At 37.5% G+C, this 15426-nt stretch carries 9 protein-coding genes; 5 read left to right on the top strand and 4 right to left on the bottom strand.

The features are described 5' to 3' along the window. Positions 1-2: 2 nt before the first annotated feature. Positions 3-818 carry a MetQ/NlpA family ABC transporter substrate-binding protein gene (locus IQI_RS13175; RefSeq protein ID WP_064093105.1) on the top strand — a complete coding sequence of 272 codons (816 nt, stop codon included), beginning with the start codon at positions 3-5 and terminating at the stop codon, positions 816-818. Positions 819-1048: 230 nt separating this feature from the next. Here the strand turns inward: IQI_RS13175 and IQI_RS13170 are convergent, their stop codons facing one another. Both IQI_RS13170 and IQI_RS13165 read right to left on the bottom strand, forming a co-directional pair. Continuing rightward, a complete protein-coding gene (locus tag IQI_RS13170; protein ID WP_064093104.1) occupies positions 1049-1435 on the bottom strand; it encodes a TM2 domain-containing protein in 387 nt (128 codons plus the stop codon). Between the two features lie 14 nt (positions 1436-1449). Next, entirely contained in the window at positions 1450-1785 is a 336-nt protein-coding gene (locus IQI_RS13165) for a TM2 domain-containing protein (protein ID WP_064093103.1), read from the bottom strand. Between the two features lie 626 nt (positions 1786-2411). Between IQI_RS13165 and IQI_RS13160 the strand changes: the two genes are divergently transcribed. Continuing rightward, on the top strand, positions 2412-7832 hold the full coding sequence (locus tag IQI_RS13160; protein ID WP_231893425.1) for a 5'-nucleotidase C-terminal domain-containing protein: 5421 nt from the start codon (positions 2412-2414) through the stop codon (positions 7830-7832). Between the two features lie 384 nt (positions 7833-8216). Here the strand turns inward: IQI_RS13160 and IQI_RS13155 are convergent, their stop codons facing one another. Both IQI_RS13155 and trhO read right to left on the bottom strand, forming a co-directional pair. Then, a complete protein-coding gene (locus IQI_RS13155) occupies positions 8217-9404 on the bottom strand; it encodes a C40 family peptidase (protein ID WP_082892705.1) in 1188 nt (395 codons plus the stop codon). A 244-nt stretch (positions 9405-9648) separates the two neighbouring features. Beyond that, positions 9649-10611: an oxygen-dependent tRNA uridine(34) hydroxylase TrhO gene (gene trhO / locus IQI_RS13150; protein WP_064093101.1), complete on the bottom strand. Its 963-nt coding sequence runs from the start codon at positions 10609-10611 to the stop codon at positions 9649-9651. A 392-nt stretch (positions 10612-11003) separates the two neighbouring features. Here trhO and IQI_RS13145 point away from each other — a divergent pair, with 392 nt between their 5' ends. From IQI_RS13145 to IQI_RS13135, 3 genes are all read left to right on the top strand, one after another. Next, positions 11004-13001, top strand: coding sequence for a penicillin-binding transpeptidase domain-containing protein (locus IQI_RS13145; protein WP_064093100.1), 1998 nt, complete (start codon positions 11004-11006; stop codon positions 12999-13001). Between the two features lie 111 nt (positions 13002-13112). After that, on the top strand, positions 13113-14186 hold the full coding sequence (locus IQI_RS13140; protein WP_408007500.1) for an SDR family oxidoreductase: 1074 nt from the start codon (positions 13113-13115) through the stop codon (positions 14184-14186). A 151-nt stretch (positions 14187-14337) separates the two neighbouring features. Further along, positions 14338-15264 (top strand): manganese-dependent inorganic pyrophosphatase, encoded by a 927-nt coding sequence (locus IQI_RS13135; RefSeq protein WP_064093098.1) that lies wholly within the window; start codon positions 14338-14340, stop codon positions 15262-15264. The last annotated feature ends 162 nt before the right edge of the window (positions 15265-15426 follow it).

The raw sequence follows: 15426 nt of genomic DNA, 5'->3' as shown, positions 1-15426 counted from the left end.
AAATGAAAAAGTGGAGTTTATTAGTAGTATTAGCGTTAACGGTTAGCTTTTTAGCAGCGTGCGGTGGGAAAGAAGCAGGTTCAGAAAGTAAAAAAGAAGTGACCATTGGAGCAACCTCGGGACCATATAGTGACATGGTCACAAAAGCTATCAAACCAGGATTAGAAAAAAAGGGTTATACAGTTGAAGTAAAGGAATTTAGTGACTATATCCAACCAAACAATGCATTAGCTCAAGGAGACTTGGATGCTAATCTATTTCAGCATAAGGTTTACATGGAAACCTTCGCAAAGCAGCACAATTTAGAGTTGTCAGAAGTCATTGTAGTACCGACTGCGCCAATGGGTATTTATTCGCAAAAATTTAATTCTATCGAAGACATAAAAGAAGGAAGTGCCATCGCTATTCCCAATGATCCAACCAATGCGGCGCGTGCCTTTCAAATCTTAGAGGACGCAAAATTGATCACCTTAAAACCGGACACAGATCCATTGACAATTTCAGAAAAAGACATTGATCAAAACGTGAAAAACCTGCAATTCAAACCAATTGAAGCAGCGCAGCTTCCAAGATCTGTGGACAGTGTGGATTTATCAGCTGTTCCTGGAAACTACGCACTGGCAGCTAATATGAATTTATTAGATGCAATTCAATTAGAGAACATGCCTGATCAATATAGAAACCGAGTGGTAGTGAACACGAAGGATGTAGATTCACAGCTGGCAAAGGATATTAAAGAGGTAGTGGAAGCTGCGGAATTTGAGGAAGTAATAGATGAAGAGTTTAAAGGGTTTGGGAAGCCTGAGTGGATGAAATAGAGAAGCTCTAATATTGGAGTTTTTTGTAAATTAAAATCATTAATAAATGTAGAAGATTAAAGAGAATCCAGCTAAAAAAGACAGGAGGGGAAGGATTCATAGGAAATCACTATAAACTTAAAAGAGATATAAAATGAAAAAAGCTATAATGAAAACCAGTTTCGTTGGGTTTCATTTCTAGCTTTTTTTTTTAGGAAAAGAAAAATAATATAATTTCAAAGTGGTATCAATTATAAACGTCTATTATTCAAAATGGATTGTAATACTGCTCTTTCAGCCTTTTCATTGTAGTTTGTGATTCTGGCATTTAGAAAGAAGGCATCTATCCAGCTCCAAATAACGGAAGAAAATAAGAGAAATAACGAAAAATTGAAAATGAAGTTATAGGTTTCATTAAATAAAGATGCTACCACGATTAATAGCGGTATAAATGTAGTAAGAAACATAGCGCTCGCATATCTATAGTCTTCAGTGAAGAACCGATGGGCACCAAAGAAAGATAAACCAGCCCATAAACCCCATGCAGCGTCTTTACTTTTTCTTCTATTTATCATTTCAGACTCTAAATAGACTAGCTCGTCTAAAGTTAGGTCTCTTTTATTTAACTCACTATTCATATAGTTAAAGGTCCTTACTCTAAGCCAGCAGCAACTTCTGAATTTTTCTTAGCGTTTTTATATAGTTTAATTTCAGATAATACATCACTTTCGATTTTTTCGTTAGTTGATTTTACCATCCCATTTACTAAGAATAAATCGATAAAAGTCCAGATTCCTAAACCACCTAAAGTTAAAAGCATAGCAACAGCAGAGCCTGTTTTTCCAAGATAGAATCTATGACCACCAAAACCACCCGTGAAGAACCATAAAAGCCATGTAGTTCCAGACGATTTTTGTTTCTTAGACATTTCAGAGCTTAATAGTTGGAGCTCTTCAGAAGTTAAACCTTGCTTACTCATAATTGACATACGTAATTCCTCCTAAAATTAACTTACAAAAGAAATTATACACCAATTTTGTCATAAAATGTTTATTTTATTTCAATTTTATTTCATTTCATTTTGGGTAATTATACCCATCTCAAAAAGAATGATACATTAGTGTACCTTACATTAAAAAGAGAGTAAGGAGTAGAAGTCAGAGCTTTTCACTTTAATTGTATAAAAACAAAAAATCTCAAATATTTCATATTTTATTTCGTTTATTTCAAAAATATGAACCTTAAGTAACGTTTTTGCAAATCTTCTAAATAGTTCTTAATATTTATAGAAAAAATGATATATTTAGCATAGAGCTTAGTTTTACATATTTCTACAAACTAGGTTGAATGTGAAAAAAATGGAGGTGTTTTGAAATAGGTAGGTTTTCGCGCTAAAAATTGTGCTATTCTCTACGTATTTTTGGCACTAATAGGTTACATACAAAGAAATTACTAACGGTATAAAAATGAAAGTAAGCGCTTTCAATAATACCATAGATTATTGGTGCCTTAGGCAAAGAGGTCTAGGAATGGGTTTAAAGTGAAATAGGTAAAATAATAGAATATTGGCCTGTTTCAGAGCTTTGAATTTGAGGAGGAACTAGGTTGAAAATAATGAAAAAGCAGTTGTTTATCGTTACAACTATATTAGCCATGCTTGTAAGTTATATTGTTCCATTGGGATCCTTGGCTTCAGCATCAACATATTTAACCGTTCAAGAGGCTATTGACAATAACAGTGGTACTGGGACGGTAGCTGGATATATTGTTGGCCATACAACTGGTACTAACAGTTATGATTTTGAGGCTCCGTATAGTAATGATTATAATTTCGCCATTGCAGATTCCCCAAGTGAAAAGGATGCTTCAAAAATCCTACCTGTTCAATTACCATCTACTTTCCGAGCGAAGTTTGGTTTGCAAACAAATCCAGGGAATATTGGTAAAAAGGTTATTATTACAGGAGACCTGACTGCTTATTATAGTGTTCCAGGATTAAAAAATGCTTCCGCAATGACTTTTGAAGGTGAAGGTCCAGAAGAACCAAAACCATTTGAAGGCATTGAAGGATTAGAAATAAGTGATATTCAAGGTGAAGGACATACATCACCTTATGTTTCAGAAAATGTAAAAGCAGTAGAAGGCATCGTAACACATGTTGTTGATGGAAGTAATTTCTATATGCAGGATGAAACACCTGATGAAAATGATAAGACGTCAGAAGGTATCCTGGTTTACAAACCATCTCACAATGTAAATGTAGGAGATGCAGTAACGGTTGATGGACAAGTAAAAGAATGGGTCCTAGATGGTTACTCTGAAAAACTACAAACGGATTTAGCGATGACAGAAATCAATGCCAAAGATGGTAATGTGATTATTACTTCAAATGCTAATGATCTTCCTGAAGCATTGGTAGTTGGAGAAGATGTCATTCCTCCAACAGAAGTAATCGATAACGACCAATTAGGTACGTTTGATCCTCAAGAAGATGGAATTGATTTTTATGAAAGCATAGAAGGTATGCTTGTTGCTCTTAACAATCCAACTGTTACTGGACCTCAAAAGTATGGAGAAGTTCCAGTTATCACAGGTGAAGTTGAAGGGAAAGCATATACAAAAGAGGGAGCTCCTCTTTTAACGAAGGAAAATCAAAACCCTGAAAGAATGTTCCTATTATTAGATAATCGTGACTATGTTGCTAAAACAGGTGATGTATTTAATGGAACTGTTACAGGAGTTGTTAGTTATAGCTACAGTAACTTTAAAATTTTAGTAAAAGAAGCAAGCCTTCCAGAACTTACAGAGCGTGAATTTACTTCGGAAGTAACAACCATTGAAAAAGCAGATGATAAGTTAACGGTTGCTGGCTACAACATCGAAAACTTTGCTGCTTCTGATACAGCAAAGCGAGACAAACTAGCAAAATCAATGGTAGAGAACTTACACTCTCCTGACATCATTGGATTAGTCGAAGTGTTAGATGAAAGTGGAACAACAGATGATGGTACCGTAGTAGCTGATGCAAACTATAAAGCACTAAGTGATGCCATTGCTGGATTTGGTGGACCGACATATGCTTGGACCGAAATAGCACCTGAGGATAAAACCGATGGTGGTATTCCAGGTGGGAATATCCGTGTTGGTTATCTTTACAATCCTGAACGGGTAACACTAGCAGAAGGAACGAAGGGTGACGCAACAACGGCAGTTGCATATGAAAATGGTGCACTAACGTTTAACCCAGGAAGAATCGATCCTACCAATGCTGCTTTTAATGATAGTCGTAAACCTTTAGCGGCTCAGTTCAACTTTAATGGGGAAGACGTCATTGTTATTAACAATCACTTTAACTCCAAAGGTGGAGATGAGCCTTTATTCGGGAAAAATCAACCACCTACACTAGGTAGTGAAATGCAGCGACTTGAAATTGCAAACATTGTGAATAACTTTGTAGCAGATATTCTCTCCAAAAACGAAGAAGCAAATGTGGTTGTAATGGGAGACTTAAACGATTTTGAATATTCAGCGCCATTACAAGCATTAGAAGGTTCTGAATTAACAAACTTAGTTGAAACTCTCCCAGCTGAAGAAAGATATACTTATACGTATCAAGGGAATGCTCAAGTCCTTGATCACATGCTTGTATCTAACCAACTAGCTGCGGGTGCAGAATACGATATTGTAAACTTTAACTCTCCTTATATGGAAGAGCACGGTCGTGCAAGTGACCATGATGCTTATATTGGACAGTTTGACTTAACAGCTTCAAGTAATGATGATTTCAACCTATCCATTATGCATACAAATGATACACATGCTCATGTGGAAGGGTATCCGCGTTTATTCACAGCGGTTAACGATGTGCGTGCACAGAAAGAAAACACATTGTTATTAGACGCAGGTGATGTATTCTCTGGAACACTTTACTTCCGTCAGTATTTAGGTCTTGCAGATCTTTGGTTCATGAATGAACTTGGCTTCGATGCTATGACATTAGGGAATCATGAGTTCGACAAAGACTCTAAGACACTAGCGAATTTCATTAAAGAAATGAATTTCCCGATGGTCTCTTCAAATGTAACCGTTACGGGTGATGCAGATTTAGAACCATTATTTAAAAATGAAATCGGTACTCCTGGCGAAGGTGGAAGTGTTTATCCAGCCATGATTAAAGAAGTGGACGGAGAAAAAGTAGGAATCTTTGGATTAACAACTCCGGATACTGCATTTATTTCTAATCCAGGAGAGAATGTAGTATTTGAAGATGCGGTTGAAAAATCAAATGCGACAATAGAGATGCTTGAAAATGAAGGTGTTAATAAAGTCATCGCTCTATCTCATTTAGGATATTCATATGACTTAGATCTAGCTGAGGTAGTAGATGGACTTGATATCATCGTTGGGGGTCATTCTCATACTGTTCTTGATGAGCCGGTAGTGATTGAGAAAGAAGAGCCGACTCTCATTGTACAAGCTGGTGAATACTTAAATCTACTTGGCTTACTAGATGTAACCTTCAATGCAGAGGGTGTCGTAACAAACCATAGTGGTGAAGTACTCAACCTTAAATCTTACGAAGCAGATGCAGATGCACTTGCAAAAGTAAACGAATTTAAAGCTCCACTTGAAGAATTAAAGAGCGAAATTGTAGGCTCAACTGATGTGGTCCTTAATGGTGAGCGTGGAGACGTTCGTAGAAAAGAAACAAACCTAGGAAATCTCATTGCAGATGGAATGGTTGCGAAAGCAAATGAATCAGTGAAAACTCATATTGCGGTCCAAAATGGCGGTGGAATCCGTGCTTCTATTGATGCAGGAGACATTAATCTAGGTGAAGTATTAACAACTATGCCATTTGGAAACACGCTTGTCACTCTTGATTTAACAGGTCAAGAGATCTTAGACGCACTGGAACACAGTGTTGCAAGAGTAGAAGGAACGGACGCACCAGGTGAATTCCTTCAAGTATCAGGTATTCACTTCAAGTACGATGTAAATAAGCCAGCTGGAGAACGAGTATGGTTTGTAGAAGTGAAGACAGACAATGGATTTGAAGCGATCGATCCGGATCTGATGTACACAGTCGCTACCAACGCCTTTACAGCAAATGGTGGAGACGGATATGGCATGTTCAAAGCAGCGAAAGAAGAAGGTCGTATCACAGAATTATTTGAAGTGGACTATGAAGTCTTTACTTCATATCTTGAAAAGAACAGTCCAGTGTCACCTAAAGTAGAAGGTAGAATCGTCCAAGAGGTAGAATCTACTGATTTTGAACTATCTATCATGCACACAAATGATACTCATGCACATGTTGAAGGCTATCCACGTTTATTTACAGCAGTCAACGAAGTGCGTGCAGAGAAAGAAAACACATTGCTAGTAGACGCAGGTGATGTATTCTCTGGAACACTTTACTTCCGTCAGTATTTAGGTCTTGCAGATCTTTGGTTTATGAATGAGCTTGGCTATGACGCCATGACATTAGGAAACCATGAGTTTGACAAAGACTCAAAAACACTTGCGAATTTTATTAAAGAAATGAACTTCCCAATGGTATCATCAAACGTTACCGTGACAGGGGATACAGATTTAGAACCAATATTTAAAAATGAAATCGGTACTCCTGGCGAAGGTGGAAATGTCTACCCGGCCATGATTAAAGAAGTAGATGGAGAAAAAGTAGGGATTTTCGGATTAACAACTCCAGATACAAAATTCATTTCAAGTCCAGGGGAGAATGTAGTATTTGAAAATGCAGTTGAAAAATCAAATGCGACAATCCAAATGCTTCAAAGTGAAGGCATCAATAAAATTATCGTTCTCTCGCATTTAGGTTATTCAAATGACCTGGATCTAGCAGAAGCAGTAGATGGAATTGATGTTATCGTTGGTGGTCACTCTCATACTGTTCTTGATGAACCGGTAGTGATTGAGAAAGAGGAGCCGACTCTCATTGTACAAGCTGGTGAGTACTTAAATCTACTTGGTTTACTAGATGTAACCTTCAATGCAGAGGGTGTCGTAACAAACCATAGTGGTGAAGTACTTGATCTTAAGAACTATGAACAAGATGCTGATGCTCTTGCAAAGGTAAACGAATATAAAGCACCACTGGAAGAATTGAAAAGAGAAGTGGTTGGAAAAACAGACGTTGTCCTTAATGGAGAGCGTGGAGATGTACGAAGAAAAGAAACAAACCTTGGAAACCTAATCACAGACGGAATGGTTGCAAAAGCAAACGAATCTGTGAAGACACATATTGCTCTTCAAAATGGTGGTGGAATCCGTGCTTCTATTGATGCAGGGGATATCACACTTGGAGAAGTATTAACAACCATGCCTTTTGGAAACAACCTTGTTACCCTTAACCTAACAGGTCAAGAGATATTAGACGCCCTGGAGCACAGCGTATCTAGAGTAGAAGGAACAGACGCACCGGGTGAATTCCTTCAGGTATCAGGAATTAACTTTAAGTACGATGTAAACAAGCCGGCCGGGGAACGAGTATGGTTTGTAGAAGTGAAGACGGATAATGGATTCGAAGCCATTGATCCAGAAATGATGTATACAGTCGCTACTAATGCTTTTACTGCAAATGGTGGAGACGGATATACAATGTTTAAGAATGCGAAAGAAGAAGGTCGTATCACTGAATTATTCGTGGTTGACTTTGAAGTATTCACTTCATATCTTGAGAAGAATAGTCCTGTGTCACCTGAGGTAGAAGGGCGAATTGTTCAAGAGGAAGAACAACCGATGCTAACTGGTTGGGTATATGTAGATGGAAACTGGTATTTCTACAATGAAGACGGTGAAATGCAAACAGGTCGTATTGAATGGAATGGGAAAAAATACACACTAAATGACAATGGTACGTTGAAATTTGGTGGTGCTAATTCGAACGCTAAATGGTTGAGACCAACTCAAGAAGGCGACATGAAAAAAGGTTGGATGAAATCCAACGGGAAATGGTTCTTTTTAAGTAGTGAGGGACCAGAGACTCCAGGGCAAAAAGGTAAGAAAAACTAGGTGTTTTACCAATAGTACAATAGCTGTACAGAGATATAGAATATAAGGCTTATAGTAAGTGAAAGCTAGATAACAATTGCACTTCTCTTAAAAGTGTGGCTGACTAAAAAATAAGATGTTAGTGGTTGATCCCGGTTTGTACCGGGGTCATTTTTTATCCTTAAGGATAAATATTGAACAAAGTAAATACCAACTTATTGTATATATTACTAAAAAAGTATCTCTGTATTCTCTAAGTTATTATCATATTCATCGATGTGAGTTATTTTTGGGCTTGTTACAGGTGATGGTCACTTCTTAGAATTGTTTATCAGAAAAAAGTCGATTAAATCATTGAAATTAAAAAGTTCGTAGGTTAATCCCACGAACTTTTTTTGATTAATTTTAATAAAATCGCTTAAACCCATCAAATTTTGAACTCCAATAAGGATCACTTAAATTAGTAATTTGTACTCCTCCGTCTCCCGCATGAATAAATTGATTATTACCCATATAGATCCCTATGTGTGAGATGCCTTTTTTATAGGTATTCTCAAAGAAAACTAAATCTCCAGGTTGAGGAATGTTAACATAATAGGAACGATTATAGTATCCACCACTTGAAAACCTTTGCAAGGAAGTGTCATTCTGTTTATATACATAATAAACGAATCCACTGCAATCAAAGCCATCTGGTGTAGAACCACCCCAAACATACGAAGTGCCAATAAGTGAAGTAGCTTGTACTATTACATCCAAGTCACTAGGTACAGAACTAGGTGACGAAGTAGAAGGCAAAGGTGTACCGCCTATCTTCATCTCCTGTCCAACAAAAATGTTATCATTCTTGAGGCTATTCCATTCTTTAAGGTTTTGAACCGTTACATTAAATCTAATTGAGATGGCTGATAAGGAATCCCCTGGTTTCACTGTATATTTATTTCCTAATGATGTAGTTTCTTCATATTTAGACGTGTCTGGTGGTGGTGCAGGTAATGGAGAAGTTTTTGAATAAAGCAGCTCCTGCCCAATGTAAATGTTGTCATTTAATAAATCATTCAAATCTTTAAGTGTCTCAACGGACACGTTAAATTTCATGCTGATATGAGATAAAGTGTCCCCAGATTGAACTAAATACGTTTCACCTTTTAATGAAGAAGAATTAGTTGGAGCGGTTACTTTAGCGGGAATTATTGAATTAGATACACTCAATTTTTGCCCAGGATAAATTAGGTGGTCAGTAAGTTTATTTATCTTCATTAAATCTGCTAGAGTGATAGAGTGTTCTTTAGCAATCTTCCCCAGATTATCCCCTGATTTAACTGTGTAGCTAGTTGTTGAGGTTCCAGTAGTTATTGTCGATTGTTGAGAATAATTATTTGATTTAGATACATATAGCAATTGATTTTGGTAAATAGAATCTGAATAAAGATTATTCCACTTTTTTAACTCGCTGATGGTAGTGTTGTGTTTTTTTGAAATAGACCATAAAGAATCTCCAGATTCAACCTTGTATGTATCTGCAGAAGCACTGGCAATAAAAGAAGTAGAAAGTATAGCTGTTGTCGTCATTGTCATAATAGCTTTTTTCACGAGTATCTTTCCTCCATTTTGGTATAAAATAGCAATTATTTTGACCGATATTATCTAATTATGGTATGAAATAGTTTAATAGTTAAAATATATCATATATATCGGATTAAATACCCGGAAATTTAAAGTGACATTATACCTATTTAAAACCCAATATATACTGTGTATATCCTTAGTTTTAATATTTAGTGATGAAAATAAAAAGAGTTCACGAGGATATCCCCAGTGAACTCTTTTATTATTGTTATTGGATAGTTTCAGACTCTTTTTCTAGTATAGCAAATCTTTCCGCCACTTCTTCCTCCGTCAAACCATGCTCTTTAATATAGCGGTTTTCCGGACTCTTACGACACTCGTCTGAGCAGCTTCTCAGATATTTATGCTCGTTTTCTTCAGAGCAAAGAATTTTCTTGTTACATGGTGGGTGTGCGCAGTTAACATAGCGCTCACAAGGCTCACCAGAGAAATAATCTTTCCCAACGATCACATGCTCTGTTTGGTTAACCGGCACACCGATACGCTCATCAAATACGTAAAGCTGCCCGTCCCAAAGCTGACCTTTTACTTCCGGGTCTTGACCATAGGTAACGATTCCACCATGGAGCTGTGCTACATCCTCAAAGCCTTCCTTTACTAACCAGCCTGAGAATTTTTCACAACGAATTCCACCCGTACAATACGTAATGATTTTCTTGCCTTCTAATTTATCTTTATTATCACGGACCCAATTCGGAAGGTCGCGGAAGTTTCGGATATCCGGCTTCACAGCGCCTCTAAAATGTCCTAATTCATATTCATAATCGTTACGAGCATCAAGAAGAATCGTATCTTCATCTTGGATTTGTTCAAAGAAATCCTTTGGCTCGAGATATTTACCAGTTAGTTCATTTGGATTTACGTCATCTTCAAGACGTAACGTTACAAGCTCTGGACGATGCTTTACTTTTAATTTTTTGAAAGCATGTTCATCTGCTTCATCAATTTTGAACACAGTGTCCGCGAAATGAGGATCCTGTCTCATTGCTTCCATATAAGCATCTGTTTGTTCAATCGTTCCGGAGCATGTTCCGTTAATTCCTTCAGATGAAATTAAAATTCTTCCTTTAAGGCCAAGCTCAGCACACAGTTCTTTATGCTTTGCCGTAACCTCCTCAGGATTCTCAATGGCTACATAGTTGTAATACAGTAGTACTCGATAATTTTTCATATTTATTTCCACCTATCGATATATATTTGCAAGATATAATCTTAGGACATTCCTTATTACTCTTACGATGTACTATTATAACAAAATTTATAAGAAATGCATTAGTAATGTATGGAGATTGTGAGGAAATGGAGGATGGAATTGGTATTTGGAGGTGTTTCATGCCAATTTGGAGATTTATATGCCTTGATTTGGATTTACGTGCCAAAAATTTGTTTTACATGCCATTTTTCCAATATACATGCCAAAATCATTCCGATACATGCCATTCTGTAAATTCCGACAAAAATATCACATTCGCAAATCTGGGATTTTAATACATAAAATTTGTAAAAATTGATTATATTTGAAAGAATTAGAAACAACGACTAAACATTTTAGGAGATGTACATATGCTAAAAAAAATCATCCTGTTCGCACTGTTCATGAGTTTCCTTATCGCACTTGCTGGATGTCAAGAGAGTCCAAAGCCAACCGATCGGCTACAAGAATATGTTGAGCTATGGAATAAAGAAAAATTTGACGATATGTATAACAATTATCTAGCATCGTCAACGAAAGAAACCTTCAAAAAAGAAGACATTGTTACCCGCTATAAAGATCTTTACGACGATTTAGAAGTGAAAGATATTAAAGTAGAGTTCACAAAACCAAAAGAAGAACCGGAATGGGATAAAAAGAAAACAGCTGATTTTCCCATTACGGTCTCCATGAACACCTTAGCTGGTGAAGTCTCATATGAAGAAACGATCACTCTTACAAAAGAGAAACGTGATGAAGAAGAAGACTGGTACATAGAATGGAAGCCGGCTTTTATTCTACCTGAGCTAGAGCAAGGGGATAAGGTTGGGATAGACACTATAGAGGCAGTCCGTGGAGAAATTTTTGATCGTCATGATAATCCACTAGCAATCAATGGTGAAGCCTTTGAGATAGGTATTAAACCTGGAGAGTTTAATGAAAAAGATATGGAGAAAGTATCAGAATTGCTAGATGTGTCTCCAGAATTCATACAAGCAAAATTAGAACAAAGCTGGGTGAAACCGGATTTGTTTGTTCCTATTAAAAGAATTCCTATTAATGATAGACCACTAGCGTTAGAAATTACGGATTCCAAGGGCGTGTTATCTGCTCGTGTGGAAGCAAGACAATATCCATACGGTGAAGCAGCTGCTCACTTAACAGGCTTTATTGGGAAAATCCAGGCAGAACAGCTAGAGAAATTAAAAGGAAAAGGATACACTGCTCAATCACTTATTGGAATGCGTGGAGCAGAGGGGTTATTTGAAGAAAAAGTAAAAGGGCAGGATGGTCAGCGTATCTATATAAAGAAAGAAACAGAGGAAACCGTGACCGTTGCTGAAAAAGAAGTGAAAAATGGAGAAAACATCACTTTAACCATTGATGCTGAATTACAAAAGAAGCTTTACGACCAAATGAAAGACGAGGTAGGGACTGCGTCAGCTATGAATCCTCAAACGGGAGAAGCACTGGCTCTTGTAAGTACACCAGCATTCGATCCAAATCAATATGTCCTTGGAATCTCTTCATCACAATTGAAAAAAATTCAAGACAATCCTGATAAACCATTGCTTACAAGATTCAGTACAACCTACTCTCCGGGTTCTACGATGAAACCCATTACGGCATCCGTTGGATTAAAGTCAGGGAAGCTGAATCCAAATAAAGTGTTTGAAATTAAAGGCAAGGAATGGAATGACGAAGCCTTTGGGAATTATAAAGTTGTTCGAGTATTTGATAATGATAGCACCGTTGACTTAGAGAGTGCCTTAAAATATTCAGACAACATTTATTTTGCCAAAGTTGGCTTGGAAATGGGAGCAGATACCTTTACAAAAGGTCTTAAAGAGTTCGGTTTTGAAGAAAAAGTTCCCTTCACTTATCCTACTAAACAATCGCAGATATCGAATGATGGTACCATTTCTAAAAAAGTTCAGCTTGCAGATTCAGCCTTCGGGCAAGGTGAAATCTTGATGAGCATCGTTCACTTAGCCAGTGCCTACGGCGGAATCATCAATGATGGAAATATGATGAAGCCGAGACTGCTTTTGGACGAAAAGCAGGAGGTATGGAAAGAGAAGCTCCTTACAAAAGAGCAATCCGAAATGCTCAAAACAGATTTACGAAAAGTAGTCACCGAAGGAATTGCTTCAAAAGCTAGTGTAGAAGGGAAAGAGATTGCAGGTAAAACAGGGACAGCAGAAATTAAGTCTGAACAAGGAACAACCGGAGTGGAAAACGGATTATTTGTTTCCTACGATCAAAAAGATCCAACCATGGTACTGGCCATGCTTTTAGAAGATGTAGAGAAAGCAGGAGGCAGTACCCATACGGTTCAAGTAGCAAAGAAGTTTTATGAGAGCTGGTAAACTAAAAGGAGACTTTCTAATAATTAGAAAGTCTCCTTCCTTTGTCAGCATGTTCCAAATAAACCAGCTTTCAACTTGTGATATGATAGATAGAATGAAAGCACAACAGGAGTGATCAAGTTGAATCTATTTTTAACAGGTTCCACAGGGTTTCTTGGCGGAAAATTAATCAAGAACCTTTTGCAAAATAAAGCAAACGAAGTCTATATTTTAGTAAGAAATGTAGAGAAGGCTGAGAGTTTAAGAGATTCTTTCCTTTTGGAAGAACAAAAGAGAATTCATATTTTCCAAGGAGATATCACTCGTCCTAAAGCTGGCTTAAGTGAAGATGATATCGAATGGTTAACAGGCAAAATCGATGCCGTTTACCATTTAGCGGCTCTGGTGAAATTTGATCTCGACCTACGAGATGAGCTTTTCGCTGCCAATTATGATGGAACGAAGCATACTCTAGAGTTAGCAACTCGTTTAGCAGTCAAAACCTTCTATTATGTAAGTACAGCGTATACCGTTGGAAAGCTAACACATGGGGTAGAGGAGCTTTATCCGACAGATGGAGAATTTCACAATCCTTATGAAGAAAGCAAAGTGAAGTCCGAGCACCTTGTTTTTTCATACAGAGATAAAATGAATGTTTCTATTTTCCGCCCAGCCATTATCGTAGGGGATTCTAAAACTGGGGAAGCCGATTCACAGTTCACCCTATATGGATTTATGAGAGCCCTTGGTGTCTTCAAGCGTAAAACAGATCGCCGTAAGGGAGAAGAGAGGACTTATCGATTAGTTGCTGCAAAGAACGGTACATCGAACCTCGTTCCTGTTGACTATGTAGCTGATATTTTAAGCCTGGCTCCTGAAAAGGCTGAGGCGAGTAAAATCTATCATATAACGAACCCTAATCCACCGGAAAACATTGAGCTTCTTCAAATGCTGAAGGAAGCATTAGCGTTTAAGAACTTGTCTGTGGTCGAAAACACAGGGGAGTATGTGTTGGATGAGGAAGAGGTACGTTTGAATAGCTTGATTGAGGTGTTTAGGGTGTATCTTGCGGGTGCCCTTACTTTTGAGGACAGGAATACACAGAATTTGATTAAAGGTACCAGCGTTTCTCATTTAGAGATGTCTGATGAAACGATCGATATGATTATTAGAGCAGGGTGTCAGGTTGAAGGAAAGGTGGTTTAAACCTTAAAGGGAATTTCCCTTTAAGGTTTTTTACGTTACTCATTATAAAAAATCTCTCTTCACATACGGTTTTTCTTTTAAATATGGTAATATAAGAAATTGTAAAGAGAGAAATTTATTCATTAAAATACATAGTGTAAGGAGAATGATGATGAGCAAAACACTTATTTTCGGACACAAAAATCCAGATACAGATACGATTACGTCAGCTCTTGTATACGCTGATTTGAAAACAAAGGTTGGCATGGATGTAGAGCCGGTTCGCCTTGGGGAAGTAAACAGTGAAACGCAATATGCATTAGATTACTTCAAAGTCGAAGCGCCTCGCTTAGTTGAAACAGTTTCCAATGAAACAGACACAGTCATTCTTGTTGATCACAATGAACGTCAGCAAAGTGCGGAAGACATTGAAAAGGTACGCGTTTTAGAAGTGATTGACCATCACCGTATCGCAAACTTTGAAACAGCGGATCCCGTATACTATCGTGCCGAGCCAGTCGGATGTACAGCAACGATTTTAAACAAGCTGTACAAAGAAAAGGGAGTAGAAGTAAAGAAGGAAATGGCTGGGCTTATGCTTTCGGCGATTATCTCTGATTCTCTATTATTCAAATCTCCAACTTGCACAGACGAAGACGTAGCAGCTGCAAAGGAATTAGCTGAAATTGCTGGTGTAGATGCTGAAAAATACGGACTAGAAATGCTGAAAGCAGGAGCAAATATGAGCACGAAGTCAGTAGCCGAGCTTGTAACCCTTGATGCGAAAGAATTCTCCATGGGGAATGCTAAGGTAGAAGTTGCTCAAGTCAATGTCGTAGATGTGAATGACGTATTCGGACGTCAATCAGAGGTAGAAGCGGCTATGGAAACTCTGATCAAAGAAAAAGGATTAGACCTTTTCCTATTAGTTGTAACAGACATCCTGGAAAACGACTCGACTGCACTGGCACTAGGAAGTAAAACAGCAGAAGTCGAAAAAGCCTTCAACGTCAAACTAGACAACAACACAGCCCTATTAAAAGGCGTTGTTTCCCGTAAAAAACAAATCGTTCCTTTCTTAACAGAAGCGATGAAATAACCAAATAGATAGTTAAAGGAAGCAGTCCCAGGGCTGCTTCTTTTTATTGGATAAAAGAGGGACGAACTTTGAAAAAATACAATAATCGAATGGTATGGTAAATGTATAAAAATCCCATGTGTGATGATGTGTTTCAGTACCATTGCTAGCTTAAGTCTCTGA

This window comes from Rossellomorea aquimaris TF-12, assembly GCF_001648555.1.
Lineage (GTDB): Bacteria > Bacillota > Bacilli > Bacillales > Bacillaceae_B > Rossellomorea > Rossellomorea aquimaris.
The sequence above is the reverse complement of the archived record's forward strand: the minus strand, read 5'-3'. Positions and strand labels throughout refer to the sequence as shown.